Source organism: Labilithrix luteola, assembly GCF_001263205.1.
GTDB lineage: Bacteria > Myxococcota_A > Polyangia > Polyangiales > Polyangiaceae > Labilithrix > Labilithrix luteola.
In genome coordinates this window covers 7,938,244-7,963,303 of sequence record NZ_CP012333.1, presented here as the reverse complement: position 1 = coordinate 7,963,303, position 25,060 = coordinate 7,938,244, and the positions used below count along the sequence as shown (strand labels likewise).

Annotated in this window: 25 protein-coding genes, 1 tRNA gene and 1 riboswitch; of the genes, 12 read left to right on the top strand and 14 right to left on the bottom strand. The window is 67.1% G+C overall.

Annotated elements, in window-relative coordinates; translation table 11 throughout:
* Nucleotides 1-113 precede the first annotated feature (113 nt).
* The 3 genes from AKJ09_RS34595 to AKJ09_RS53510 all read left to right on the top strand — a co-directional run bounded on the left by AKJ09_RS34595 (nt 114) and on the right by AKJ09_RS53510 (nt 4,217).
* Entirely contained in the window at nt 114-2,252 is a 2,139-nt protein-coding gene (locus AKJ09_RS34595) for a copper-transporting P-type ATPase (RefSeq protein WP_205633887.1), read from the top strand.
* 22 nt (nt 2,253-2,274) lie between these two features.
* Nucleotides 2,275-2,406: riboswitch (cobalamin riboswitch) on the top strand.
* 59 nt (nt 2,407-2,465) lie between these two features.
* On the top strand, nt 2,466-3,272 hold the full coding sequence (locus tag AKJ09_RS34590) for a cell surface protein (RefSeq protein ID WP_146652116.1): 807 nt from the start codon (nt 2,466-2,468) through the stop codon (nt 3,270-3,272).
* A gap of 186 nt (nt 3,273-3,458) precedes the next feature.
* Nucleotides 3,459-4,217, top strand: a complete 759-nt coding sequence (locus AKJ09_RS53510) for a hypothetical protein (RefSeq protein WP_169927124.1) — start codon at nt 3,459-3,461, stop codon at nt 4,215-4,217.
* 121 nt (nt 4,218-4,338) lie between these two features.
* Here the strand turns inward: AKJ09_RS53510 and AKJ09_RS55705 are convergent, their stop codons facing one another.
* Entirely contained in the window at nt 4,339-4,464 is a 126-nt protein-coding gene (locus AKJ09_RS55705; protein WP_275936669.1) for a hypothetical protein, read from the bottom strand.
* A gap of 106 nt (nt 4,465-4,570) precedes the next feature.
* On the opposite strand from AKJ09_RS55705, the gene serS reads away from it, so the two are divergent.
* Nucleotides 4,571-5,857, top strand: coding sequence for a serine--tRNA ligase (gene serS / locus AKJ09_RS34580; protein WP_146652115.1), 1,287 nt, complete (start codon nt 4,571-4,573; stop codon nt 5,855-5,857).
* A gap of 6 nt (nt 5,858-5,863) precedes the next feature.
* Here the strand turns inward: serS and AKJ09_RS34575 are convergent, their stop codons facing one another.
* Nucleotides 5,864-7,372 (bottom strand): hypothetical protein, encoded by a 1,509-nt coding sequence (locus tag AKJ09_RS34575; protein ID WP_146652114.1) that lies wholly within the window; start codon nt 7,370-7,372, stop codon nt 5,864-5,866.
* A gap of 192 nt (nt 7,373-7,564) precedes the next feature.
* On the opposite strand from AKJ09_RS34575, the gene AKJ09_RS34570 reads away from it, so the two are divergent.
* Nucleotides 7,565-7,636: transfer RNA gene (locus tag AKJ09_RS34570), tRNA-Cys, on the top strand.
* Nucleotides 7,637-7,721: 85 nt separating this feature from the next.
* Here the strand turns inward: AKJ09_RS34570 and AKJ09_RS34565 are convergent.
* From AKJ09_RS34565 to AKJ09_RS34555, 3 genes are all read right to left on the bottom strand, one after another.
* A complete protein-coding gene (locus AKJ09_RS34565) occupies nt 7,722-8,486 on the bottom strand; it encodes a helix-turn-helix domain-containing protein (RefSeq protein WP_146652113.1) in 765 nt (254 codons plus the stop codon).
* Nucleotides 8,487-8,575: 89 nt separating this feature from the next.
* Nucleotides 8,576-9,985 (bottom strand): right-handed parallel beta-helix repeat-containing protein, encoded by a 1,410-nt coding sequence (locus tag AKJ09_RS34560; RefSeq protein ID WP_146652112.1) that lies wholly within the window; start codon nt 9,983-9,985, stop codon nt 8,576-8,578.
* A 45-nt stretch (nt 9,986-10,030) separates the two neighbouring features.
* Nucleotides 10,031-10,852, bottom strand: a complete 822-nt coding sequence (locus AKJ09_RS34555; RefSeq protein ID WP_169928108.1) for a hypothetical protein — start codon at nt 10,850-10,852, stop codon at nt 10,031-10,033.
* Between the two features lie 128 nt (nt 10,853-10,980).
* Here AKJ09_RS34555 and AKJ09_RS34545 point away from each other — a divergent pair, with 128 nt between their 5' ends.
* Nucleotides 10,981-11,940, top strand: coding sequence for a phosphotransferase family protein (locus AKJ09_RS34545; protein ID WP_146652109.1), 960 nt, complete (start codon nt 10,981-10,983; stop codon nt 11,938-11,940).
* Between the two features lie 78 nt (nt 11,941-12,018).
* Nucleotides 12,019-12,777, top strand: a complete 759-nt coding sequence (locus AKJ09_RS34540; RefSeq protein WP_146652108.1) for a glutathione S-transferase C-terminal domain-containing protein — start codon at nt 12,019-12,021, stop codon at nt 12,775-12,777.
* Between the two features lie 3 nt (nt 12,778-12,780).
* Here AKJ09_RS34540 and AKJ09_RS34535 read toward each other — a convergent pair whose 3' ends face one another.
* Nucleotides 12,781-13,767, bottom strand: coding sequence for a hypothetical protein (locus AKJ09_RS34535; RefSeq protein WP_146652107.1), 987 nt, complete (start codon nt 13,765-13,767; stop codon nt 12,781-12,783).
* A gap of 282 nt (nt 13,768-14,049) precedes the next feature.
* Here AKJ09_RS34535 and AKJ09_RS34530 point away from each other — a divergent pair, with 282 nt between their 5' ends.
* On the top strand, nt 14,050-14,922 hold the full coding sequence (locus AKJ09_RS34530; RefSeq protein ID WP_146652106.1) for a hypothetical protein: 873 nt from the start codon (nt 14,050-14,052) through the stop codon (nt 14,920-14,922).
* Between the two features lie 7 nt (nt 14,923-14,929).
* Here AKJ09_RS34530 and AKJ09_RS34525 read toward each other — a convergent pair whose 3' ends face one another.
* Nucleotides 14,930-15,508 (bottom strand): hypothetical protein, encoded by a 579-nt coding sequence (locus tag AKJ09_RS34525; protein ID WP_169928107.1) that lies wholly within the window; start codon nt 15,506-15,508, stop codon nt 14,930-14,932.
* 168 nt (nt 15,509-15,676) lie between these two features.
* Here AKJ09_RS34525 and AKJ09_RS34520 point away from each other — a divergent pair, with 168 nt between their 5' ends.
* On the top strand, nt 15,677-16,090 hold the full coding sequence (locus tag AKJ09_RS34520) for a hypothetical protein (protein ID WP_146652104.1): 414 nt from the start codon (nt 15,677-15,679) through the stop codon (nt 16,088-16,090).
* Here AKJ09_RS34520 and AKJ09_RS34515 read toward each other — a convergent pair.
* Nucleotides 16,073-17,281, bottom strand: coding sequence for a formylglycine-generating enzyme family protein (locus AKJ09_RS34515; protein ID WP_146652103.1), 1,209 nt, complete (start codon nt 17,279-17,281; stop codon nt 16,073-16,075). The two genes, AKJ09_RS34520 and AKJ09_RS34515, sit on opposite strands and share 18 nt — an antisense overlap.
* 450 nt (nt 17,282-17,731) lie before the next feature.
* Between AKJ09_RS34515 and AKJ09_RS34510 the strand changes: the two genes are divergently transcribed.
* Together AKJ09_RS34510 and AKJ09_RS34505 are read left to right on the top strand one after the other, a co-directional pair.
* Complete coding sequence (locus AKJ09_RS34510) at nt 17,732-17,944, top strand: hypothetical protein (protein WP_146652102.1); 213 nt, start codon at nt 17,732-17,734, stop codon at nt 17,942-17,944.
* 611 nt (nt 17,945-18,555) lie between these two features.
* On the top strand, nt 18,556-18,897 hold the full coding sequence (locus AKJ09_RS34505; RefSeq protein ID WP_146652101.1) for a histidine triad nucleotide-binding protein: 342 nt from the start codon (nt 18,556-18,558) through the stop codon (nt 18,895-18,897).
* Between the two features lie 3 nt (nt 18,898-18,900).
* Here AKJ09_RS34505 and AKJ09_RS34500 read toward each other — a convergent pair whose 3' ends face one another.
* From AKJ09_RS34500 to AKJ09_RS34475, 6 genes are all read right to left on the bottom strand, one after another.
* Nucleotides 18,901-19,362: a hypothetical protein gene (locus tag AKJ09_RS34500; protein WP_146652100.1), complete on the bottom strand. Its 462-nt coding sequence runs from the start codon at nt 19,360-19,362 to the stop codon at nt 18,901-18,903.
* 26 nt (nt 19,363-19,388) lie between these two features.
* Entirely contained in the window at nt 19,389-20,498 is a 1,110-nt protein-coding gene (gene prfA, locus AKJ09_RS34495) for a peptide chain release factor 1 (RefSeq protein ID WP_146652099.1), read from the bottom strand.
* Nucleotides 20,499-20,597: 99 nt separating this feature from the next.
* The gene (locus AKJ09_RS34490) at nt 20,598-21,869 is read right to left on the bottom strand and encodes a DUF1385 domain-containing protein (RefSeq protein WP_146652098.1); all 1,272 of its coding nucleotides are present in this window, start codon (nt 21,867-21,869) and stop codon (nt 20,598-20,600) included.
* Between the two features lie 34 nt (nt 21,870-21,903).
* Entirely contained in the window at nt 21,904-22,146 is a 243-nt protein-coding gene (gene rpmE / locus AKJ09_RS34485; RefSeq protein WP_146652097.1) for a 50S ribosomal protein L31, read from the bottom strand.
* A 150-nt stretch (nt 22,147-22,296) separates the two neighbouring features.
* Nucleotides 22,297-22,863 (bottom strand): single-stranded DNA-binding protein, encoded by a 567-nt coding sequence (locus tag AKJ09_RS34480; protein ID WP_146652096.1) that lies wholly within the window; start codon nt 22,861-22,863, stop codon nt 22,297-22,299.
* Nucleotides 22,864-22,936: 73 nt separating this feature from the next.
* Nucleotides 22,937-24,112, bottom strand: coding sequence for a hypothetical protein (locus tag AKJ09_RS34475; protein WP_146652095.1), 1,176 nt, complete (start codon nt 24,110-24,112; stop codon nt 22,937-22,939).
* Nucleotides 24,113-24,314: 202 nt separating this feature from the next.
* On the opposite strand from AKJ09_RS34475, the gene AKJ09_RS34470 reads away from it, so the two are divergent.
* Nucleotides 24,315-25,055 (top strand): glycosyltransferase family 2 protein, encoded by a 741-nt coding sequence (locus AKJ09_RS34470; protein WP_146652094.1) that lies wholly within the window; start codon nt 24,315-24,317, stop codon nt 25,053-25,055.
* The last annotated feature ends 5 nt before the right edge of the window (nt 25,056-25,060 follow it).

The following is a 25,060-nucleotide window of genomic DNA, read 5'->3' as shown; positions in this document are numbered from 1 at the left end:
ACACGCCGCACCCTGGCCACGCGTGGCACGAGCGAACGCAAAAACCAGAGCGAGAGGCCCCGAAGAAGCATGTCCCACGCGTTCCGTCGACCGAGACGGAATGGACCTGCCCCATGCATCCCGAGGTGGTGCAGAACCGCCCCGGCTCGTGCCCGAAATGCGGGATGGCCCTCGAGCCGAAGGCGTTCCGCGAAGAGGCCGGTGAGGACCGCGAATACGTCGACATGAAGAAGCGCCTCGTCGTCTCGGCGGCGCTGTCGATCCCGCTGTTCCTCCTCGCCATGAGCGACCTGCTCCCGTCGGATCCGGTGGGACGTGCGCTCTCGCCGCGCGGGCTCGTTCTGCTCGAGCTCGTGCTCGCGACGCCGGTGGTCGTGTACGGCGCGAAGCCGTTCTTCGAGCGCGCCGTGCTCTCGCTGAAGACGCGCAGCCTCAACATGTTCACGCTGATTGGCCTCGGCATCGCCGCCGCCTATGGCTACAGCCTCGTCGCCGCGCTCCTGCCGAGCTTGTTTCCGCCGGCGATACGCGATCACCGCGGAACGGTCCCCGTGTACTTCGAGGCCGCCGCCGTCATCACCACGCTCGTTCTCGTGGGACAGGTCATCGAGCTTCGAGCGCGCACCAGAACGAGCCATGCGATCCGCGCGCTGCTCTCGCTTGCACCGAAGAAGGCGCGACGCGTGCGCGATGGCCACGAGGAAGACGTTCTCGCCTCCGGCCTCGCGATCGGTGACGAGCTTCGCGTTCGGCCGGGAGAGCGCGTCCCCACCGACGGCACCATCCTCCAGGGCGACTCGTCGATCGACGAATCGATGATCACGGGCGAGCCGATCCCCGTCGATCGCTCGCCAGGCGATCGCGTGACCGGAGGCACATTGAACGGCGACGGCGCTCTACTCATGCGCGCCGACCAAGTCGGCGAAGACACACTGCTCGCGAAGATCGTGGCGCTGGTGGCCGAGGCTGCGCGTTCGCGTGCACCCGTGCAAAAAACCGTGGACCGCGTGAGCGCATGGTTCGTTCCCGCGGTCATCGCCGTCGCCGTGATCGCCTTCGTGCTCTGGTTGCTCGTCGGCCCCGAGCCTCGCCTTCCTCACGCACTCGTCGCCGCCGTGTCGGTGCTCATCATCGCCTGTCCTTGTGCACTCGGCCTCGCGACACCGATGTCGATCATGGTGGCGACGGGAACGGGCGCGCACGCCGGCGTGCTCGTCAAGAACGGAAGCGCACTCGAAACACTCGCACAGGTCACAGCGCTGGTGGTCGACAAGACCGGCACGCTCACCGAGGGCAAGGCGCGCGTGCACGAGGTGTTCATCCCAGAAGGAGAAGATCGCGACGCCGTCGTCCGACTCGTCGCGATGGCGGAGCTTGCCAGCGAACATCCTCTCGCACGTGCCGTCGTGGCCGATGCGCGCGAGCGCGGCCTGGACTTGGGAAGTCCACACGAGGGCGCCGCGCGCGCCGTGCGAGGCAAAGGGGTCGTCGCCGAGCTGACGATCGATGGGCGAGCGCGCGAAATCCTCTTCGGAAGTCCCGCGCTGCTCTGCGAGCGGTCGGTCGAGATTCCAGAGAGTGCCGTCGCGAAGGCCGAGTCCTTGCGTCAGAACGGCGCGACCGTCTCCTTTGCGGCCATCGGCGGGCGCTGGGTCGGCCTCTGGGCCTTGCTCGACCCTGTCCGGAGCAACGCACGTACGGTGGTGCACGAGCTCGAACGCCGCGGGATCCGCGTGGTGATGCTGACGGGAGACGCTCGAACGAGCGCGCGCGCCGTGGCCCGTCATCTCGACCTCCACGAAGCGGACGTCTTCGCGCAGGTGCTTCCCGAGGACAAAGCCGTGATGGTCGAGCGGCTCGCGGAGCGCGGCAACGTGGTCGCGATGGCGGGCGATGGCATCAACGACGCGCCCGCTCTTGCCGCTGCCGATGTGGGCATCGCCATGGGTACGGGCACCGACGTCGCCATCGAGAGCGCCTCGGTCATCCTCGTCAAAGGCGACCTGAAGGGGATCTCGCGCGCGTTCCGTCTCGGCCACGCCACGATGCGGAACATCCGCGAGAACCTGATTCTCGCCTTCGGCTACAACGCGCTCGCGATCCCGATCGCAGCGGGAGTGCTCTACCCGCTGTTCGGGTGGCTGCTGAGCCCGATGATCGCGGCGGCGGCGATGAGCTTCAGCTCGGTGTCCGTCATCGCCAACGCGCTCCGTCTGCGCCACGCGCTTGCCCGCCCCGAGACCACAGGCTAAGACCCGCGCCACGTCACGAGGCGGGAAGTCGGTGTGAATCCGACGCGGTGCCGCCGCTGTAACCGGGAACTCTTCGAACGATCAGGAACCGATTGCCCACTCCGGAATCCGGGGGAAGGCTGTTCGAAGGGGACGATCCGGGAGCCAGAAGACCTCTCGTGCCGAACGCCGTGCCCCCCACGCCGCGCGAGCCACGCGGCAGGAGTTCCAAACGTGAGGTCTAAATCCGTCTTCGTGGTCGCGCTGTCTCTGGCGTGCGCGTGCGTATCCAGCGCAGCCCTGCTCGCCTGTTCCTCGTCGGACGCAGGAACTTCCGCGGACGAAAAGGACGCAGCCATCTCCCTTGGGGACGCCGGCTATCTCGACGTCGACGTGCCTGACGGCGACAAGCCCCGCGTCGACGGCGGCTTCGAAGGCCCCGACGGGGGCGTCATCCGCGAAGACCGCTTCATCACCGAGGTCGTCTCCTTCACGCCCGGGGAGTGCGCCGGTTTTGGTCTCACGAAGATGCCCGGCGTCGTCGAAGGGCCCCCCGTCGGTGGAGGCGAGCTGGCCGGCAGCCTCGACGTGGTCTCCTTCGGCAAGGGCGGCGAGATGATCGTCGGCTTCGGCGAAAACGCGATCGTCGACGGCCCCGGTGTCGACTTCATCGTCTTCGAAAACGCCTTCTGGGCCGGCGGCAATCCGAACGCCCCATCCGCCGACCTCGCCGAAGTGAGCGTGAGCGAAGACGGCACGACGTGGAAAACCTTCACGTGCACGGACGGCACCGCGCCTCCCTTCGGTGACTGCGCGGGCTGGCACCCGGTCTACTCGTCGCCGTCGAACGGCATCTCGCCGATCGACCCCGCCAAGGCCGGAGGCGACCAATACGACATCGGCAAGCTCGGCCTGACCACGGCGCGCTTCGTGAAGATCCGCGACCTGGGCACGCAAGCCTGCCCTTCCACACCGAACCGCCCCACGACCGTGGGCTTCGACCTCGACGCGATCTCCATCGTGAACGCGAAGCTCCCCTGACGAGCGCGGTCGTGAGGGAGTGTAAGGTCTGCCGCAAGGCCGCGTTCTTTCGACATGAACGGACGTTGGAGCATCGTTTTGCACCCCCGCTCGTCCAACGAAACAATCCATTGCACGCCCGGCCAGCGTTCCGGGCTATGCTCCCGCTCGTTTTCCGGGAAAGAGACTGAACCAAGGAGCCTTGCCGTGAATCGAACCGGCCTTTCTACCTCGCTTGCCGTCGTCGTCGTTGCAGCGTCTGCCTTTGTCACGGGCTGCGGAAGCAAAGACCAGACGCCTGCGCAGCAGCCGCAGGCCAACGCCAATGGCTACTACGGGCAGCAGCCGGGTGCTTACCCGCAGCAGCCGGGCGCGTACCCGCAGCAGCCGGGTGCTTACCCGCAGCAGCCGGGCGCGTACCCGCAGCAGCCGGGTGCTTACCCGCAGCAGCCGGGCGCGCAGCCTGGCGCGCAGCCCGGAACGGCCCCCGCGGCGTCCGGCGGTCTGCAGATCCCCGGCTTCCCCCCGGCCGGCGGCGGTGGCACGGCGTCGGGCGGTACCGCCCAGGCGATCGACCCGAACCTCGCGGCGCTCGCGACCGGCCCGCTCGGCATGTTCGCCAACACGGAAGCCCCCGGCATGGCCAAGGACGGCCCGATCCTCGCCGGCAACTTCCAGGAAGGCCAGACGCTCGAGGGCACGTTCACGTTCCAGCCGGGCAAGTGCTACACGCTCCTCGCCACCGGCGCGGGCATCTCGGCGCTCCAGGTCGAGATGCAGTACGTCACGCCCCTTCCGGGTCTCGCGCCGAGCATCGGCAAGAGCTCGCAGACGGGTTCGCAGGTCTCCATCGGCGGCAAGGCCAACTGCCTCCGCCCGCTGAGCCCCTTCCCCGCGAACGCCAAGTTCATCGTTCGCGCGAACAAGGGCGCGGGCCTCGCGGCGGCGCAGCTCTACTCGAAGTGAGTCGTTGCCCCGGGCGTACCGGTCGCTGACACCGGGGACCTGCGGGCACAAAAAAAACCCATGGCGGCGTGGCGAAAGCTGCGCCGCTTTGCGTTTGTGCTCCTTCCCTTCTCGTTCGCTTTCAGTGCGCGTGGCGCTCGATGAACATCGGCACCGCGAGCGCGAGAGCTGCGGCGAAGAGGGCGAGCATGACGATGATGGCGTACTGGCCCATGTTGGTATGTGCTGCGGTTTGGACGGGTTCCATGACGGCACCCCGCCACGAAAACCAAGCATCGGATGTGCCGAGAATCGCCCATCCCTCAACTCCCTCTTGACGGCCGGCCCAACCCTGTCGACTGTCAGCACCGTCCATGCTCGACATCGCCTTCATTCGCCACAACACCGACCTCGTCCGCGCCGCGATCACGAACAAGCGCGTGGATCTCGACCTCGACGCCCTTCTCGCCGCCGACAAGGAGCGCCGTGAAGTGCTCGCGAAGCTCGAACAGAGGCGCGCGCGCAAGAACGAGATCGCGAGCCTGATCCCGAAGGCGAGCAAAGAGGACCGGCCGAGGCTCATCGAAGAGGGCAAGGCCGTGAAGCTCGAGGTCGAGCAACTCGAGCCGGCGGTCGCGCAGGTGCAGAAGACCTTCGACGGTCTGATGCTGCGCGTGCCGAGCATTCCGCGGCCGGAAGTCCCGATCGGCGTGGGCGAGGAAGACAACGTCGAGATCCGAAAGGTCGGCACGCCCCGCGAGTTCGCCTTCAAGCCGAAGGATCACGTCGAGCTCATGACCCTCCACAAGATGGTCAACTGGGACGGCCCGCGGAAGTTCGCCGGTGGCCGCTCGTATGCCCTCACCGGCACGGGCGCGCTCCTCGAGCTCGCGGTCACGCGTCTCGCGGTCGACACGCTCGTCGAGCGCGGCCTCACGATCGTCGTTCCGCCCGTCATGGTGAAGGAGCGCGCGATGGTCGGCACGGGCTTCTTCCCTCTCGGAACGGAAGAGGCCTACGCCATCACGGCCGACGAGCTTTACCTGGTCGGCACCAGCGAAGTCCCGCTCGTGTCGCTCCACTGCGACGACACGCTCGATCCGGCGCAGCTGCCGATTCGATACGCCGGGATCTCGAACTGCTTCCGTCGTGAGGCAGGCGCGTACGGCAAGGACACGAAGGGCCTCTACCGCGTGCACCAGTTCACGAAGGTCGAGCAGGTGATCTTCTGCGTGCCCGACGAGGAGGTCGCCGAGAAGGAGCACTACCAGCTCCTCGGTAACGCCGAAGCGATCCTCGCGAAGCTCGAGATCCCCTACCGCGTGGCCATCGCCTGCACGGGCGAGATCGGCCTCGGCCAGACGCGCAAGCACGAGGTCGAGTCGTGGATGCCGGGCCGCAACGACGGCAAGGGCGCCTACAACGAGACGCACTCCTGCTCGACGCTCGGCGACTTCCAGGCGCGTCGGTCGAACATCCGTCTGCGCATGCCCGACGGCTCGCTCGGTTACCCCTACACGCTCAACAACACGGCGATCGCGAGCCCGCGCATCCTCATCCCGCTGCTCGAGAACCACCAGAACGCCGACGGCTCGATCACGCTGCCGAAGGCCCTCGTGCCGTACATGAACGGAGTGGAAGTTCTTCGTCCGAAGGTCTGAGCGCGCTCAGCGACGGAACGGAAAGCGGCGATGTGCCCCCGTCGACGGCGGGGGCGACGGCGGGGGCGACGCCGAGGGTGAAGCCGACGGTGAGGCTTTGCTCCGGTCTCGCCCGCGCACGCCTTCGTCGCGTTTGACGAGATCGGCCGCGGGCTGCGTGGCCACCGCTCGGCGCACGTCCGGCGTGTCTTCCGGCGAACTGTGCAGCATGAAGAAGAGAGTCACCGGCACGAGCACCGACACGCTCGCGACCACGGCGACGATGAGGCCGTAGCGAGGACCACGGAAATCCACGTCGTGGAGGCTCGGCTCGCGCGCCCCTGAGCCCGAGAACGAGTCAGACGGCGAACCGGAGGGAGCGTCGCGCGGAATCGCTGCCGCGGCGCTCGAGGCAAGGCTTCCCGCGAGGTTCCGCTCACCGCTTCCACTTTGCGGGCTCTGCGCGACGCGCAGCCCACTGTCGGAGGCCGGCAAGCCCGCATGGAGGGTCGCCGCCACGGCGAGCCCGCCCATCGAGGCGCCGCCTCCGATGACGTGATGCGGATGAGGAGCGACGGCGGCGACGGACGCACTGGCGCTCGCATCGAGGACGCGCCGAAACGGTGCGTCCGACATGACAGACGTTCGGCTGATCTCTTCCTCCTCGTCTCCCTTCGAGATTCGGTCGGAAGCGATCACACGCAGCATGTTCGTGAGCGGCGCCGGAGCTTCGGCGGTCACGACACTGTCGTCTTCGGTTCCCGGCATACGCGCAGGCCGCTCGCTCTCGGGCAAGGCGATGGCACGATCGAGCGGCGAAATGCGGCCCGCGAGAGGCGGGTTGTTCCGAGCGAGAGGCGGACCGAGCGACGTGATGCTGTCGTCGTCGAGGTCGACCGGCGGTCCGCGCGTGGTGATGCTCTCTTCTGCGTCGTAAGCATCGGGCGCGTTCGACGCCGCCTTCTGCGCGGGATGAGGCCGCCCTCCGACCGTCGTGCGTGCCTCGCGAATCGCACTCGCAGTGTCGTCTTCGATGGCTCCGGCCATGAGCGCCGCGATCGCCTCGGAACGTTTCGGCGCCATCGCTGTAATGCTGTCCGGCTCTTGATCCGCGGGGAGCGGATCGGGCGGTGGCGACGGTTGCGGGCGACTGCCCGCGGCAGGCTTTGGAGCCGGTGCTCGCGCGGCGGCCGCGAGAATGGCCGAGATCTCGCCCGGAACCGTCTTCACCTCGGTCTCGTCGAGAAGCTCTTCCTCACGTTGCGGCGCATCTCGGATCTCGACGCGCGCGGGCGGCACGAAGAGAAACGACGGAGGCAGATTCCCGCGCGGAGCCGTCGCCGTGACGTCGTCCTCGGTATCGCCGAGCTTGGGTAACGCGTTCGCGATCGCAGGCCGTTTCGTGGCGGTCGCGGTCTCCTCGAGCTCCTCGTCGTCACTCAGGACCGGCGGACCAAGCTGAGCGGACGTCGTGTCGTCGGCATCGTCGACATCGACGCGGATCTCGCTCGACGAGTCCTCCGACAAAACGCCCACGCGTCAATTCTACTGAGGTGGCATCCGGAAGCCTAGCCGTTGGGACGCGAAGTCCCTTCTCCTCGCCCGACCCGCACACGTCCCCCCACCGCGAGCACGCCGAGTCGCCCGGCGCCATCGGCAAATTTTCTCGACGTTTCGCGCACACGTGGTTGACCGCGCGCTCAAGGCCCGGTATCGATGCATCTGCCTGGTGCGGTAGCCAAGTGGTTAGGCAACGGTTTGCAAAACCGTTATACGTCGGTTCGAATCCGATCCGCACCTCTGAGTGGCCCCGAGTTTCGGGGCCTTTTTCGTTTTGTGGCCAGCAGACGATGGCGAAGAGATGCCATCGGGGAGCGCCGCGACGTCACTCGAGCGTCAGCCACCTGACCGAGCGGAGGCCCTGCGTGGGCGTCATGCCGAACTGCTCTCGGAAGACGCGGCTCAGGTGGGCGCTGTCCGCGAAACCGGCGGAGGCCGCGGCGACGCTCAGACTCGCGCCCTGCTCCACGGCGGCGAGGGCGCGCCGCAAACGCTTCCACCGAAGATAGGCGCGCATCGGGAGCCCGACGTCACGCGCAAAAGCGTGGCGCATCTGCCGCGGCGAGAGCCCTGCGGCGTGGGACAGGCTCGCGAGGTCGGCGTGGTCGGAGCCATCGAGATAGGCCGTCATTCGGCGCGTCGCCGGATGGCGCGGCTTCGGTGGCTGGCGGAGCGCCACGGCGGAGAGGATGGATCGGATGAGGGCGCGCGCCTGCTCGGGCGTGGGATCGCGAGGAACGGTCACGTCGAGCGTGTCCCGTCGCCAGGTCTCGCACCGAGGCTCGGCATGGCGAGCGAGCTCCCGGCTCGACGCGTCGTCTCCGTCGAGGAACAGGATAGCACCGTGGGTGCAGGCGCCGTGTCCATGGGTCACCCGCGGGGGAATGACGGCTGCCCGGGCGCGAATGCGTCCGCCGACACCATCCTCGACCTCCACCCCGCCCGGCGCGACGAGGATCTGAGCGGCGTGATGCGCGTGCCGGCTCGCGGCAACGAGGGGGCCGACGTAGAGCATGCGCGCTCCCCAAACGAAGACCAGCCGTCCGAGCTCACGAGCCGTATGCGCCAGCGGTGCCACCGTCCTTCGCATGGCCTTCGTCGGTAAGACTCGAAAGCGCAGCTGCCAAGGTCATCGCGCCTCTCGTCGCTCCGGAGGCGCGAGGCCTCGTGCGCGAGCGCCTAGAGCTTACGACGAGCTCGCGCTCGCACGCTGGCGAGGGTCGCGACGGCCGCGAGGAGGAGCATGCCTCCGAGCCTCGTGCGCGAACCAGCGTTCGGCACCGTGCGACAACCACATCCGCTATCGGAATCTCCGCTCGACGCGGTCGCGCTGTCGGTCTGGCCGTCGGGGGGCCCTGCCTCGGGTGACCCACCCGTGGATCCTCCACCATCGGGAGGCGATGTGCCACCGCCTGCGTCGGGCGGAGCGTTGCCGAACTCGTAGGCCCCGGGATCGATCGGGCCGACCGCGGCGCGCGCGACGGTGTGCGTCGGGTGCTCGTACTGCTGGGTCGGCAGAAGGTCGGGATTGGCCAGATCGACGCCGTGATCGATGCAGGGCGATCCCGCCCCGAGGTGGTAGTCGAAGCTCGCGGCGTCCACGAGCTTTGCGTTGGCCACGGTGTCGACGCAGTTGCCCTGGAGCTTCGAGCTCGCCTGCGTCGACACGGTCGCTTGACCGAGGAGCACGTTGTTCGCGACGAGCGCAGGCTCCGTCACCCCATTGGCGATGTTGACGATCGTGCCGCCGTTGGCTCGATCGTTGACGACGGTGTTGTGCACGAAGAACAGGTGCTGGTCGGCATTCGAGGTTCCCTCTTCGCCATACGCGAGGACCGTGGGGTTCTCCGTTTCCGCACTCTGTTCGATCAGGTTGCCGATGACGTACGTGAGGCCGCCGTTCGGGAAGTCGAGCTCGTAGCTCGCCGTCGAACCAGCTTCGTCGGTGAGTCGATTGTAGAGGATGCGATTGATGCGAGCGCGCGACTTGAGGAGGTGGCCCACCTTCGCACCGTGCGAATACGAGCTCTGCATGGTCACCGAGCCGTAGGCGCCGAGATAGAGATTGTGGGAGTACCCGTCACCGAAGCCGTTCTGTGCGAACTCGCTCTGCTCGATGAGGACGCTGCCCTCCCCGTCCTTCGCGGGGGATCCGAGAATGCCGTTCTCGTTGTCGTGGAAGTAGACGCCTCGGACGACGAGGTCCTTTCCTTGATGGCGGATGCCGGCGCCGTTGTTGTCGGGGACCTTCGCGCCGTAGATCTCCAGGTTCTCGAACGTGACGTGATCGGCTGCGACGACGTAGACGCCCTTGCCCGCGGCGTTCTTGCCGGCGGCGTCGATCTTCGGCCGCCCGTTCACTCCGCGAAGCGTCAGTCCGTCCGTCGACCAGGAGCAGACGTCCCCTTGGTAGGTGCCCGCGGCGTCGATCTCGATGACGTCGCCCGGTGCTGCTGCCGCAATCGCTGCGCACGGAGCGGCGTGCATCTTCCCGGGGCCGACCGTCAGCGTTCCCGCCGCGGCGATCGAGGGAATGAAAACGAGGAATGCCGAAAGCCCCACGCAACAAGCCAGGAATCGCATCGCCACGCGATGGTACCGTGCAAACGGCCGGCGGGGCGAATCGAACGCAGCTCAGAATCGCATCTGGAGAGAGGCGGCAGCGCCACGCGTCGTGGGAGCAACCGACACCGCGACGTCGGGCGACGCCGCTGCCGTACCATAAGCCGCCCGATAACCGTGCTCGAGCGGCGATTCGACGAGAAACGCCGCGAGACCGCCGCCGAGCATCGCTGCGCCGCCGGCGATGAGGGCCACGGACCACGCTTGCTTCGAGTCGTTCTCGAGATTGCCGGCGCCCGAAGCGAGTGCCGCGCCTGTCCCCGCCGCGATACCGCCGACGATGACGCTCGCCACGCCACCGACTTTTCGTGCGGTGCGCGATCGTTCCGCCATGGCAGCCCAGCGTGCCTCGAGCTCGCGCGGCGAGAGCGTGCTCGCATTCCGAGCGAAGACCTCCGTGGGAGTCGACGAAAAGAGGCTCACGAGTCCGCTCGTCGCGACGGCAATGCCACCAATCCAGAGCACCTGGCCGTACGACTGGTGATACGACGCGTCCGCGAGAACACCGGCAGCGATCGACCCCACACCGGTGAGAACGAGTCCGCCGCCCGTCGCGAGCCGAACCGTGCGCGCGTCCTCGCCGATGACGCGGAGCATGCGCCTCGCGAATGCGCCGTCGTCCGTAGGAATCGCTCCTGCGTCGCCCGACGGGGTCGCAACGACCGGCGCCGGTGGAAGCGGTGCAGGCTCCGCGGCTGTGGCCGGAGGAGGAAGAGGCTCGACGGTTTGCGCCTCCGGTGGAGGCGGTTCGGAGGGCACCGTCTGCGCGCTGGCGAGCGACGTCACCGAGAGCGCGAGAAGCACGAACGAGGCCGCAACGACTCGAGGAGACATCGACCGCCATTAGTCGGCAGTCGTCAGGGGCGTGTCAATCGTGCGGCGAGAAGGGGGCACCCCGTCGCGGTCCACGCCACGCAACGATGGCCATTGCCGCGGAGAGGCGCGATGGGTAGGACTCGCGCATGACGCCCCCTACTCGCTCCCGCGCCGATCTGCTGGCCCTTCTGCCCGAAGATCGCGTCGGTGTCGTCGACCAGCTCGAGCCCATCAACATCGGTCTCTCGGGTGCGGGCGTCTGGGCCGTGCACGCGTCGCGTGGCGAGTACATCCTTCGCATCCAGTCGCCCGAGCTGAACGAGTCTGCGTTCTTGCAGCACCTACGCGTGCAGCGACGCGCAGCGGAAGCGGGCGTTGCACCGGAGGTGGTTCACGTCGACGAAGGCGCGCGGGCCGTCGTCTCGCAGCGCGTGAGCGGCATGCCGATGGGCGCCGCACTGGGCAATCCGACTCAGCGGGAGCGACTCTTCGCGTCCATCGTCGACCGTTTGCGCACGTTGCATTCTCTCGATGCGACCGGCATCGAAGCGAGCTCACCGCTCGCGTACGCGCGCAAGGCTTGGGAGGCGGCGCGTGGTCGACCGGGGTTCCCAGGATGGGCGGCGTCGCTCGCGCCAACGTTCGACGCCATCGGCAAGACGCTCGACGCCGATCCGCGCTCCGTCGTGAGCCACAACGACGTCAATCCCACGAACGTCATGTGGGACGGAACGCAGACATGGCTCATAGACTGGGACGTCGCGGCGCTCGGACACCCCTACTACGACCTCGCCACGCTCGCGCTGTTCCTGCGACTCGAAGACGGCGCAGCGCTCGATCTCGCTGCTCTTCATGACGGCGCGCCGCTCGATGAGAAGTCTCGAGCGAGCTTCCGTGCGCTCCGCACGTTGGTTGGCCTGCTCACCGGGTTCACCTTCCTCGGTCTCGTCGACGATCTGAACGTACGTCCTGCGAAAGAGCGTTCCGACGCACCGACTCTCACCGACGTCTACGCCGCGATGCGCGCACGCGAGCTCGACCCCCAAACAGCGTTCGGCCAGGCATCGATGGGGCTCGCGTTGCTCGCCGAGAGCATTCCGGCGTAGCGCTCTTCGCACCGCGAAGCGTGAGTCTCGCCACGAAGTTGCTCGCGAGCTCGACGCAAGCGGCGCTAGATCGAGCGTATGCAATTCGTCGATCTCGAAACCGCCAAGGCTGCAAGTGGACTTCGGCTCGTCGTGGCCGGCGGATTTCCCAGTCCATGGTCCGTGGCGGCCAAAGCGATCTTCCAAGTGAAGAAGGTCCCGTTCGTGGCGGTGCGCTACCGCGCGCCCGGAACGGAGATCTGCGCGTGGACGGGAACGTACAACGCGCCCGCTGCCCTCTACGACGCCGAGCCCGTACGAAGCGGCTGGGCCGAGATCCTCGAGCTCGGAGAGCGCCTCGCCCCCGAGATGCCGCTCGTCCCGAGCCATCCCGAGGCGCGCGCGCGCATGTTCGGCTACGGCCACGAGCTCATGGGCGAGGGCGGGCTCCTGTGGTCGATGCGTCAGTACGCGATCGATGCGGGGCTAGCGAGCAGCGGTGAGAAAGGCTTCCCGCTCGTCGCGTCGAAGTACCTCGCGCCGCGCTACGGCTGGGCAGAGGGCTGTGGGCCGCGCGCACGGGCACGCTTCCACGAAGGGCTCGCCGTGCTGGACGGGCTGCTGCGCTCGGGAAAGCCGTGGCTCCTCGGTGACACGTTCACTGCGCTCGACATCTACGCGGCGAGTGCGATGGCGGTCATTGCGCCTCTCCCCGAGAAGGATTGCGCGATGCTCCCGCCGCTTCGCCAGACCTTCGAGTGGCTGCGAGGCGACACCGGCAACGCGATCACGCCCGCGCTCCTCGCCCATCGCGCGCGCGTACACGAGATGCATATGCCGCTGCCCCTCGACGTCTGATTCTCAGAACCGACGCACGCCGAGCACGCGCGTGTGCACGGTTCGCTGCGGGGTTGCCCCGAGGTCGGCGATGTCGAACTTGCCGACCTCGTACGTCATCCACACGTCGCCTTCCGTTCCGCCGCGAGGATTGGCGATGGCGGGCGTTTGCACGGGAACAGGCGAAAGGTCCCCCTTCGAGACGATCGTTCCCGGCGCACTTCCGCTCGGCAGCGTGACGTCCGAGGACACCTCGATGCGAAGCTCGACGCCCTTTGCGCCGCGCATCGCCAGACGCTTATCTCGCAGCTTTTCAGCGGCGAGCGCGCGAACCGGCGCCCATCGCGCATCGCTGCCGCTCGACCCGAGGCGCACGTCGAGCACGACGCCCTCCGCGTTGGCGGTGATCACGAACACGGCCTTCGACTTCACCGGCGTCGCCGACTCGCGCGTCGCTTCGGAGAGCGCATTGACGGCAGGTCCTTCGGGTCCGAGTCCGATCGCGGTGTCGCGCTCGGCAACCGCGTCACGCAGCGACTGCTCGACGCGACGCTTTCCGTCTTCGATCGTCCACTCGCGCGTCGGTCGCCCGTCGTCGTGAGGCGCCTCGACCGCCCCAGGTCGAAGGAACGGATTGCCTGCCCCCGATGCGTTCAGGCCGAGCGAGGGCCCACCGAAGGTCACGCCTGATCCGACAGGCGCCGGAGTCTCGGTGGTGGGCTCTGACGCTCGCGCCTCGCCTTCCGTCGGCCTCGTGCTCGGAGCGGGTGCGTGCGTCGAAGGACTCAGTTCGCGAGCGGGACCGACCGACGCTACCTCTTCGCGCCCCGGGACCTCGGGTTGCGCTGGCGGGACCTCGATGAGTTCGATGACCGGCTCCGGCGAGGGTGGAACCTCGGGCGTCACCGCTGCAACGGGGCGGTAGGGCTTCGGTGCCAGCGCGAGCAACGCGCCGAGGATCAGAAGGTGGACGCCAAGCGCGATCGCGAACGACACGCTCGAGGGCGACATTCTGAACGTAAAGGATTTCCGCATCCCATCCCCCGAACCACGATAGCGCTAGAGGCGCTCTGTCATGGTTTGCCTGAAGCAGTGTTCTCATTCCCCCAGCTCGACTCGTTCGAACGAGGGCGGACGTTGCAGAACGTTGCGTCCCGTGGAGCGCGCGTCCACCGTCCGAGTCTTCGAATCCGGCCAGGGAGGCTCATCGCAGCTCTGCGAAAGCGCGCAGGCCTGAGGTCGTCGAGCACGAGGTGATGCGGGGCATTCCACGGTTCTGGTAACGTACCGACCGTGCAGTCGGCTCGTACGTTCGTGGGAGTTGCCCTCCCCTTCATCGTCGTTTTCGTCTCTGCTTGCAGCCTCTTCACGTCCCTCGACGGCCTCACGACGCCGGTGACGGAGTCGCCTCTCGACGAATCCGATGCCGCAGAGCCGAGCCAGGCCGATGCCACGACGGCCGACGCAGCCAACGAGACTGGCGCCAGCGACGCGGACGCTCCCTCGTGGTGTGCGACACACCGAGGCGACGCGGGATTCTGCGAGGACTTCGACGAGAGCGAGGTTCTGCCTTTCGGTTCGATCGTCGAAACGCACGGCAAGATCCGGCGCGACGACATCACCTCGAGCTCCCCTCGCTTCTCGCTCGCGGCGTCGGCCGACGCACTGGTCGACGCCGGCCAGGTCGAGACGTACGTCGGTTACACGGCCCCCAAGGTCGACGCTGTCATCGCGGAGGTCACGGTCGACGTTCGGCTCGACCTCGCGACCGACGGCACCTTCAGCGATCAGCAATTCCTCAAAGTGAACGTCGCGAAGGACGGCAAGCAGTGGCAGGTCGGCGTCGGAGCGGCCGGGAGCGCGAAACGCCTCTTCGTCTTCCAGTACGACGTGACCGCCAACAAGTACTCGCAGCCCTTCACGCCGGCGACGAGTGTGCCGATCGGCCAGTGGTTCACACTCGGGCTCAAGCTCACCATCACAGAAGCGGGTAAGGCCGTCGTCGACACCACGTTCAACGGCGCGCCCTGGGCCAGCTCCGTTGCACTGACACCGCCCATGGCGAACGGTCAGATGACGGGCATGTTCGGCATCACGTATGCGCCCGGCGGCACGCACCCGGCGTTCGCGAACCACGTCGACAACGTCGTCTTCGACGTGCGCTGACGGCGCCTCAGATGCCGTAAGCCTTCTCGTACGAGCGCGGAATCGAGGGGGGATGGTCCTCCTCGAGGTCTCGCTCGATCTGCTCTTTGAGGGCCGGCCAGACCTTGCTGCTCACGCGACCGATGGCTTCGAGATCGCCACGCAGGCGCCCCTGCCATTCGCGAGCGACGTCGACGTCGTGGAGCTTTTCGTCCCGCTCGACGCCATGGAGAGCCTCCGCGTCCGTGCGCAGATCGCCCATGTAGCGGTCGATCCAGTTGATCTCCTTGCCGAGCAGTCGTCGGAACTGGTTGCGGTCGCGCCAGAGCCCGTTGGGGCTGCCCGCGTCGGGCTCCGGTTCGGGCGCGCTGGGGTCGGGCTCGGAGGGCAGTGCGTCCACGCTCGTCTCTTCGAGGACGCGACGCTCGGCACGCTCGAGCTCGGGGATCCCGTCGAGTTGGGCGCGTCTTGCCGCGCCGTCCGGACGCCCATGGCCTACCCGCTTGTGGCATCCCGCAGCCGCGATCGCCAGGACGGCGACGACGAGGATCCGGCACATCGCGGGGCCACGCATCGCCATGGCCAGCTGCAAAGCACGCGCCTCCACGCCCGTATCTTCGGTCGGAACAGCGAGGTTCCTCCGCGGGCCACGTCACGTCGCGAACCGTCACACCGAACGGCGACGCCTCGCGGTCGGCGTCGCCGGAAAGCCCTCGCCCGATGCGGTGTTGCGCGAGCGGCAAGGAGGGGCATGCACCGTGCTTGAGCTGCGAGTATGTCCTCTTCGAACGAGCCGTCGTCGCGTCCCTCGCGCCCTTTGCCGCGCCCCTCCGCGGCTGCGTCCTCGTCGACCTCGAGCGCACCGCGACCGCGCCCCGCCGATGCCGATCGCGAAGCGCTCGCGATCGTCCAGCACGTCTCCGGACGGGTCGACGTCGCGCGGAGCCTCGTGCGCATCGCGAGTGCGCTCCTGCAGGCGCAGGCAGCCGCCGTTCTCCGAAGTTGCGCGGAGCGGGCGATGGCGGAGATCGCGGTTCGTGAGGACGGCGTTCGCGAGCGACTTCTCAGTGTCCAGCGGTTCGTCCGTGCCGCGACACGCGCGGCGGAAGACGCTGCCCGTCAGGCTGACGCACGCAAGCGCGCTGAAGGAGGCCGGGCCCCGGCGAGCGGTTCAGTGCCTCGAACCTGACGTTCGACGCGCACGACGTGCCGCCGCCAAACCGAGCGCGATCGCGATCCAACCCGCGCCACTCGCAACGCCATCCCCGAGAAGCCCCGTCGAGCATCGCAAAGCTCCGGCCCTTGCACGCGCGATGGCCCGAATCTCGTCGTCACTGCCGTCGTCGCTGCCATGGTCGTCAGGCCACGTCGGCGAGAGGTCGGCCGTCTTGCCTGAACCGCCGGCCGGGACTCCGGCATCCGCCGCGGCGAGCGGCGTGAGCGGGCGCGACACCGGCGGTGGCGTCGGCGGGGCAACCGACGTGTTCGACTCCGAACAACAGCGAAACCCCTGCTGGTAGGCGACGAACTCTTCGTTGTGGGCGCGGGTCGACGGCCGGCATCGAGCGCGAACAGGGCCCCAGTAGCCGCCCTTGAGAATCGACGAATAGCCCGTGGAGCGAACGGTTCGCGTCCACTCGTCGACGTTGCCTGTCATGTCATAGACGCCGAACGAGCTCTTGCATCCACCACGCGATCCCGAGGGCTCGCCTTGCCAAAGGCGATCGACCTCTTCACGCGCCGCGAGGCCGTCACGAATCGCGAATGCGTTCTCCCCGAATGGCCTCCATGCGCGGTCGACGACGCACGCGCTCGCGTCGCGGTCGAAGCCGTAGGGATAGGGCTTCGCGTCTTCGCCCTCGCACGCGAACGTCCACTCGTCTTCCGTGCAGAGACGCTTGCTCGTCTTCTTGCACATCGCTTCGGCCTCGTGGAACGTCACGACGACGAGCGGGTTCTCGCCGGCGACGTTCGGGAACTCGAAGCGATCCATGCAGAAATCGAGGCCACGCGTGGGAAGCTTCGAAACGCCGCTCGCGATCTTTTCCTTGTCGAACGTGCGGCAGCGCGCGGGGAAGTCTTTGCTGATCCAGTCGGAGCACGCACCGTCCTGGATGCGTTCCACCTCGCCGACACGGAACGCGCCCTTGATGCGAACCATGCCCGGCGCGCACCCCGCTCCGTTGGCCTCACGCGCGTCGGTGACGACGACCGACTCGGCAACGAACGGCTCGAGCCCGAACGGAGCGACCGCTTGCCAATGCTTCTTGTCGACGGTGCGCCACTCGAACCGCGGATCCTCGACGCGACGTACCGTGCTCGACAACTCGAACGGCTCGACGCCCTTCGCACGAAGGAGGGTGATGCCCATAAAGCCCATCGCAAGGAGCACCCCCGCGCCAGCTTTCGCGAGCAGCACCCAACGCAGATGGCGATGGCCACGCGAAGGTCGCACCGGCAGATGAGACGGGCGCGACGGATACTGAGAGTTCGAAGGTTTGGGATTCACCGTAAGAGCCAGCCGTTAATCCCGATGGACGCTCGACGTGCGAGACGATTCATCATCATCGGCGAGACAAATCGTACCTCAATGCTGCACCGCGTCCGCCCCGAAGACACGCGATCGGCAAACGCACTTGCCACCCCCGTCGACCCACAATGAAGGTGCGCCTTAAAACCACCCTATCCGTTTGATTTCACGAACGAAGATACATGTCAGCGCGGCCCATCGGGGGTCTCCATGGGTGCGAGTTTCCTGCGAGAGCCATGTGGTTTTTCTTGACGAATACCGGGTCGACAGTCGAAAAAGTCGGCCTTGGAGGCAATGACCATGAAGAAGCTGATCGTTCTCGGCGCCCTTGCGGCGATGGCAGTGGCGTGTGGTGGCAGCGACGTGAAGCCGCCGACGGATCCGGCGACCACGACGACCGCCAGCGACCCCACCAAGGCGGCGACCGACAAGAGCGCCCCCACGGCGCCCGCGGCGACCGACGCGGCCAAGCCGGGCGACGCCCCGAAGCCGGCCGACCCCGCCAAGAAGTGAGCTGACATCGTCACGGACGGATTTCGAACAGACATCCGCGCCGCGACGTCGAGTGAGACCCGCGCTTCCCACAAGGAACGCGGGTCTTTCTCGTTGTGTCGTTCTTCTCTCGCTTCGCTCGCTGCGCTCGCTCGCTCGTCCTTCGGAGGAAGATCTCGAAGCATCACGCAACCTTCTGAGCGCCCCAATGTCGGTCGGGTCCGCTCGAGACCTCACTGTCGGTCAGCTCGCTCGAGACCTCACTGTCGGTCAGCTCGAGACCTCACTGTCGGTCCGCTCGCTCGAGACCTCACTGTCGGTCCGCTCGCTCGAGACCTCACTGTCGGTCCGCTCGAGACCTCACTGTCGGTCAGTTCTGGCCGCAGGGACCTCACTGTCGGTCGAGTCTGGTCGGTCGGGGCCGCTTAGGACCCTCACCGTCGGTCAATTATGGCCGCGAAGACTTCACTGTCGGTCGGTTCTGTCGCCCGAGACGCGAGACCTCAATGTCGGTCGGGCTTGGGCCCCGAGAGCGCAATGTGGGTCGGACCTCGCCGTCGGCGGTGCGGCATGGGCGCTGATGGGCGGTTTGTGCACTCGTTCTCGCGCGGGCGGGTTACCCTTCCGGACCCATGGGCTGCCTGTTCTGCAACATCGTCGAGAAGAAGGTTCCGGCCACGGTCGTCTACGAGGACGAGAACACCGTCGCATTCCGAGACATTCGCCCCGTCGCTCCGACCCACGTGCTCATCGTGCCCCGCAAGCACATCCCGGGCGTCCGCGCGCTCTCACACGAGGACGAGCAGACGATCGGCCAGCTCTTCGTGGCGGCCCGCAAGGTGGCCCACCAGGAAGGCCTCGAGGCGAACGGCTACCGCCTCGTCGTGAACGACGGCGACGCCGCCGGCCAGACGGTGCACCACATCCACGTGCACATCCTCGGCGGCCGCGACCTCGCCTGGCCGCCCGGCTGAGCTTTATTCGCCGCCCGGCGGCGGGATGCTCGGCGCGCGCGTCCTCGTAGGCGCCTCGCCGAGCTCCTTGGTCACACGCGCCACATCCCCCTCGCCCGAGACGAGCAGCTGCGCCAGCGCCGCGTCGACGAGGGCCCGGTCGGCCTCGTCGGGCGGAAGGCACGACGCGCCGGCCCGCGCTGCCAGGAGGCGCAACGTCGCGAGCTCGAGCCGCGACAGCTCCACGACGCGCGCGAGCCGAATCGCGGGGATCTGGTAGCGGAGCACGAACTCCGCGCCGGCGGGCGTCCCCGCCACGGCGTCGTCGATGGCGACCGTCACGGCGCGGGCGCGGCCGAGATGGCGCACGATCCCGCGCAGCGTGGCCGCGCGCGACTTCGCACGCGAGACGCCCGCCTTGTTGAAGAATTCGAACATCCGGTTACGCGCATACACGCCAGGCGCAATCGCCATGGCGACGGTCAAGGCCTCGAGTTTTCGAGGGCCAAGGTTCACGCGTCGTCGTCTCCGTCGTTGAAGGAGAAGGCCCCGTTGCCGCCGTTCGCGATGTTGAGGAGCGCCGCCTGCCGATGCGTACGGAGCGCCGTGATGAGCTCTTCGAGGTCGCCCGAGATGATGCGTTCGAGCTTGTTCAGCGTGAGCTTGATGCGGTGATCGCTGACGCGATTCTGCGGGTAGTTGTACGTGCGGATCTTCTGACTGCGCTCGCCCGTACCGACCATGCCACGACGCTCGGCGGAGAGCGCCGCTTCCTGCTTCTCACGCTCGATGTCGAGCAGGCGGCTCTTGAGGACCTTCAAGGCCTTCGCCTTGTTCTTCAACTGCGAGCGCTCGTCCTGGCACTTGACGATGATGCCCGTCGGCTTGTGCTGGATCTGCACGGCGCTGTTCGTCGTGTTGACGCCCTGACCACCGGGACCACCGCTCGCCGCGATGGAGATCTCGAGATCCTTGTCGTCGATGTGCACGTCGACGTCGTCGGCTTCGGGGAGGATCGCGACGGTGGCCGTCGACGTGTGGATGCGCCCCTGCGTCTCGGTGGCCGGCACGCGCTGCACGCGATGCACGCCGCCTTCGAAGCGCATCTGCGAGTAGACGTCTTTGCCACTGATGAGGGCGATGATTTCCTTGAAGCCGCCCGTCGTGCTCTCGCTGATCGACATGGGCTCGAGCGTCCAGCCCCTGGTCTCCGCGAAGCGCGCGTACATGCGGAACAGGTCGGCCGCGAAGAGCGCCGCTTCCTCGCCGCCTTCACCACCGCGGATTTCGAGAATGACGTTCTTCTTGTCGTTCGGATCGGCCGGCAGCAGCAGGAACTGGATCTGCTTTTCGAGATCCGCACGCTGCGTCTGGAGCTCCGGGATCTCGAGCTCGGCAAGCTCGCGCAGGTCCGGATCGGCGAGCGCCTCCTCGTCGTCTTTGAGCTTCTTCTCGACCGTGCGGTACTCCGAGAAGGCCTGAACGAGCGGCTCGAGCTCGGTCCTCTCCTTGTTCAGCTTGGAGAGCTGATTGCGGTCCGAGAGGATCTCTGGCTGACAGAGCAGATCGTCGAGCTCCACGTAGCGACGGGAGAGCTGCTCGAGCTTGTCGATGGGAAGCATCCGAACGCCGAGCCTACCACGGCTCGACGTCGCAGGCGCTGCGCGCGGCGCTGGAAAAGCGCCAGTTCGCGCAAGTCACGAGTCCGCGCTGTTCGTGAGTCAGGCGGCGCGACGCAGACGCGCTGACTTCATGAGCACGTCGAAGCTGCGGTAGCGCACGTCCGCCGGAGCGGGTGCCTGCCCCGCGGCCGTCACCGCCGGCACGACCGACTTCTCGATGCCTTCCTCGCGGAAGAGCGTGACGCGGAGCGAAGCGAGCGCGACTTCGAGCTGTTCGTCGTCGGGCTCGATCGTCGTGATCTTCTGGCAGAGGAAACCCGGCCAAAGCAGCACGCGGAGCGGCCCCGTTGTGCAGTAGCGCGCGAACACCCGCTGGATCTCGAACGTCACCGCCGCGATGAGCGGCAAGAACGGAAGCTTCTCGGCGAAGAAGATCACGTTGTCGAGCAGGACCTTGCCAGTCTGAATCTTCGGCAAGAAGCCACCGACCGCCGTGAAGACGAGGATCGACACGAGCGCCACCATGACGAGGAACGTCGTTCCGCAGCGCGGATGGAGCGTGGTCTTCGCACGCGCGTTCGCCACCGTGAGCGGCTCGTTGGCTTCGTAGGTGCTGATCGTCTTGTGCTCGGCGCCGTGGTACTGGAACACGCGCCGGATGTCGGGCAAAAACCGACGAATGACGAACAGATAGCCGATCACGATGGTCAGCTTGAAGGCGCCCGTCATGGCCTGGAAACCGGGCGACTGGACCTCGAGACCAAACTTCAAAAGCTTGTTCATCCCCGCAGCCGCGGCCTGCGGCAGGGCGATGAGGAAGACGACCATCACGACGAGCATCAGGCCCATGGGGCCCTTCGAGGCCTTCTCCTTCTCGGGCTGCGCGTCGTTGGGCGAAGCGACCGGCTCGATCACCTCTCCGCTCGAGCCCGCTGGCTCGCCTCCGTCATCCGCGGAGATCAGCAAGAAGAGCGTGTACGCGATCGCCTGAAGCATCCGCAGGGCGCCTGCGCCGATGCCAGTCTTCTTGGCCGCGCTGCTTGCCTTGGCGGCCTCTTCTTTCTCTTGCTCGTCGAAATCGCGCTCCATCTGCTCGGCAGAGAAGCGAAGGGCTTCACCTCCGAGCTTGAGGCTCTCGACGAGGGACGCGACACCGCGGACGAGCGGCAACTTCGCCGCGCCCGTGCGACCGTCGGGCATCCCTTTCTCACGCACGTGCAGAGAGCCGTCACGACGTCGCACCACGACCGCGAAGGACGTGGGCGAGCGCATCATCACGCCCTCGAGCACGGCCTGCCCGCCGATATAAGGACGGGCAGGCACACTCGAGTTGCTCTTCGGGGAACTAGCGGACGGAAGCGCTTCAGACATGCTGCTTCAACTTTACGCACGTCCCCGAAGGACGCTACTCCGCCTTCGGCTCAGCCGCCTTGGCAGCAGCAGGCTTCTTCGCGGTCTCGTAACGCTTGCGGAAGCGGTCAACGCGGCCCGCCGCGTCGATGAGCTTCTGGGTGCCCGTGTAGAACGGGTGGCAAGCCGCACAAACGTCGACCTGCATGTCGCCGCGCGTGGACTTGGTGACGAACGAGTTGCCGCAGGCGCAGTTGACGGTCGACGCCGGGTAATCCGGGTGAATGCCTTCCTTCATGACTTCTCCTCAATCCTCCGTCGAAGCAGTCCGGAAGTAGGACTGATAGGAGGGGTCGCCGTTCTTAGCGGAAGGAGTCAGGGCCTGCAAGCACAGCAGGCCCCAAGCTCACGAAACGGGTCGCGAAAGAGCGACCGTAACGACAACGACTCAGAACGGAATCTCGTCGTCACCGCCGGGGTAGTCGCCAAAGTCATCCGCAGGGGGCGCCGAGGCAGGCGCGCCGCGGCCGCCACCTTCGAAGCCACCGCCGCCTCCGCCTCCGGAGCGCGAGGGAGCGCGACGCTCGAAGCCGCCGCCGCCTCCGCCGCCTCCGCCGCCCCCGCCCCCGCCAAAGCCGCCGCCTCCACCACCGCCCCCACCCATCTCATCGCCCGCGCCGCGACCTGCGCGACCGGCGAGGATGACGTTCGTGGCGTTGATTTCGGTGCGGTAGCGCTTCTCGCCGTCCTTCTCGTAGCTCGAGGTGCGGAGCGATCCCTCGACGAAGATACGCTCGCCCTTCGAGAGGAACTTCGCGAGCGCTTCGCCGCGCTTGCCCCAGAGCGTGACCGAGTGCCACTCGGTGCGTTCCTGACGGGAGTTGTTCCGGTCGAGGTACGTCTCCGTCGTCGCGAGGCGCAGCTTGAGGACGGCCTGTCCGCCCGCCGTCATCTTCAGCTCCGGATCCGCCCCAAGGTTCCCGAGCAACATCACCTTGTTCAAGCCTTCGGCCATCGCACGTCCTCCGTCAAAAACCTTTCCTCGTACGGCGAGCGCCAGCTGTCAACGGACGGGATGCGTCCAGACGTCACTTCTTGGGCTCCGAGCCTGGCGCTTCCATCGTGTACTTGCTCTTCGCTTCCTTGACGATCGTCTGCTTCGGAGCCTTCGGATCGGGCGAGGTCGGCACCTCGATCGACTGCTTTTGCACCTGATCGCCGGTCACCTTGGTCGCGATGCGATCGAAGCGGAACGCGTACGTGTAGTTGCCGCTCGCGTTGATTTCGACCGTCGCGCCCTTCGCACGCGGGTCGGGAATGGCGCGCTTCGGCACCTTCATCTCCAGCGAGGCCGTGATCGTGCCGCCTTCCGGCGTGAGCTCTTTGAGCTCGAGCTTGCGGGCCGCGTTCTCTCCGCCCTCGGCGCCGTGCTCGGCGTGCTCCCACTTCGCGCCGACGCCAATCGGCGCTTCAGGGAGCGGCGGCACCGCGAGCTCGACGACCTGCTGGAACATGCCGAGGATCTCGGCCGCTCCTTCACGCTGCATTTTCTCGCTGCCCGCCATCGAGACCTCCCCCACTTCCCCGAAGGGGGAAATCTGGAAGGTGCCCGTCAGTCCGGCGAACTGCCCGAACTGCTGCTGCACCATCTGGGCGAGCTGGGGGTCGGCTTTGTCGGCGAGATCGACCTTGAGGAGCTTCACTTCGAAGCGCGCCCCGGTCGGCTTGACCTCTTTGGCCGTGAACTCGACGGTGAGCTGGATCGAAGGCGCCTGCTGCTGCTGCGGGCCCTGCGAGATGGTCTGACGGATCGTCAGCACGCGCTTTTCCGGCTTGTTGGCCGCGAACGCGTACTTTCGAACCGCGCGCGGCTCGGCGCCGGGGTCGGTCACGTTCGGCTTGGCCGCCGCGGTCGCAGTCTCTGCGCCGCCACCCGCCGAGCTGGCGTCGCCCGCAGCCTCACCCACGCCCGCCTCGAGCGCACCACCATCGACGCGCACGGCAAGATTGCCGCCGCCGCCGCCCTGCGGGACGAAGTCGTTGAAGACCATGTCCGAAGGGACCGGCGAAGCCTTCTTTTCCTCTTGAGGGATGGGCTTGGCCTCGTCTTTGTTGCAGGCGACGACACCCGCGAATGCGAGCACGACCGCGGCCACGGTCCCCCACGAGCGCTTGCCACGGGATGCGCGAGCACGAGAACCGGGGAGAACGCGGTGACAGACGGCGGACGACCCGGAGGAGCTCCGGTCCATGGCGTGGGTCATGGGGTCGGACCCTACTACGAGCCCGGTTTGTAGGCGAGGGAGCGAGTCGACTTGGCGGCTACGTGCCGAACGTACTAAGAGTGGCCGCTCGAAGGTACGGCGCGACCTTACGAAACACGCCTCCCGCTCACACTGTTCGAGTTAATTTCGTTCGCGTCTTTCGCGTCTTTCGCGTCTTTCGACCCTCTCGATCCCCCGACTCATGGCTCACAACAACGGCGGCGACCCGCACATCTCCATCGTCATCCCCGTCTACAACGAGGAGGCGATCCTCCACGCCGCCATCGTGGACCTTCGTGAGCGCCTCGCTCCAATGGGATGGAAGTACGAGATCATCCTCGCCGAGAACGGCTCGAAGGATCGCACGGTCGAAATCGGGCAGGAGCTCGCGACCAAGTACGGAAACGCCGAGAGCGGCCAGGTGAAGATCATCAGCATGGGCGAGCCGAACTACGGCAAGGCCATGAAGCAGGGCATCCTGCTCGCGCGCGGTGACCTCGTCATCTGCGACGAGATCGACCTCTGCGACGCCGACTTCCACCGCCGCGCCGTCGAGATCCTCGAGACCGGCGAAGCCGACCTCGTCATCGGCTCGAAGCTGGCCGAGGGCGCCGAGGACGACCGTCCGGTGATTCGTCACGCGGCGAGCATCGCGTATTCGACGATGTTGCGCTTGCTGCTCGGCTTCCGCGGGACGGACACGCACGGCCTCAAGGCCTTCCGTCGCGATGCCCTGCTCGACGTGGTTCGCGCGTGTCTGGTCGACAAGGACGTCTTTGCCAGCGAGTTCGTCATCCGCGCGGACCGCGGCGGCGTGCGCACGAAGGAAGTTCCGGTGCGCGTCATCGAGAAGCGCCCGCCGTCGATCAACCTCTTCAAGCGCGTGCCGAACGTCCTGAAGAGCGTCGCGAAGCTGACCTACGCAATTCGCATCCGCGGATAGGCGCC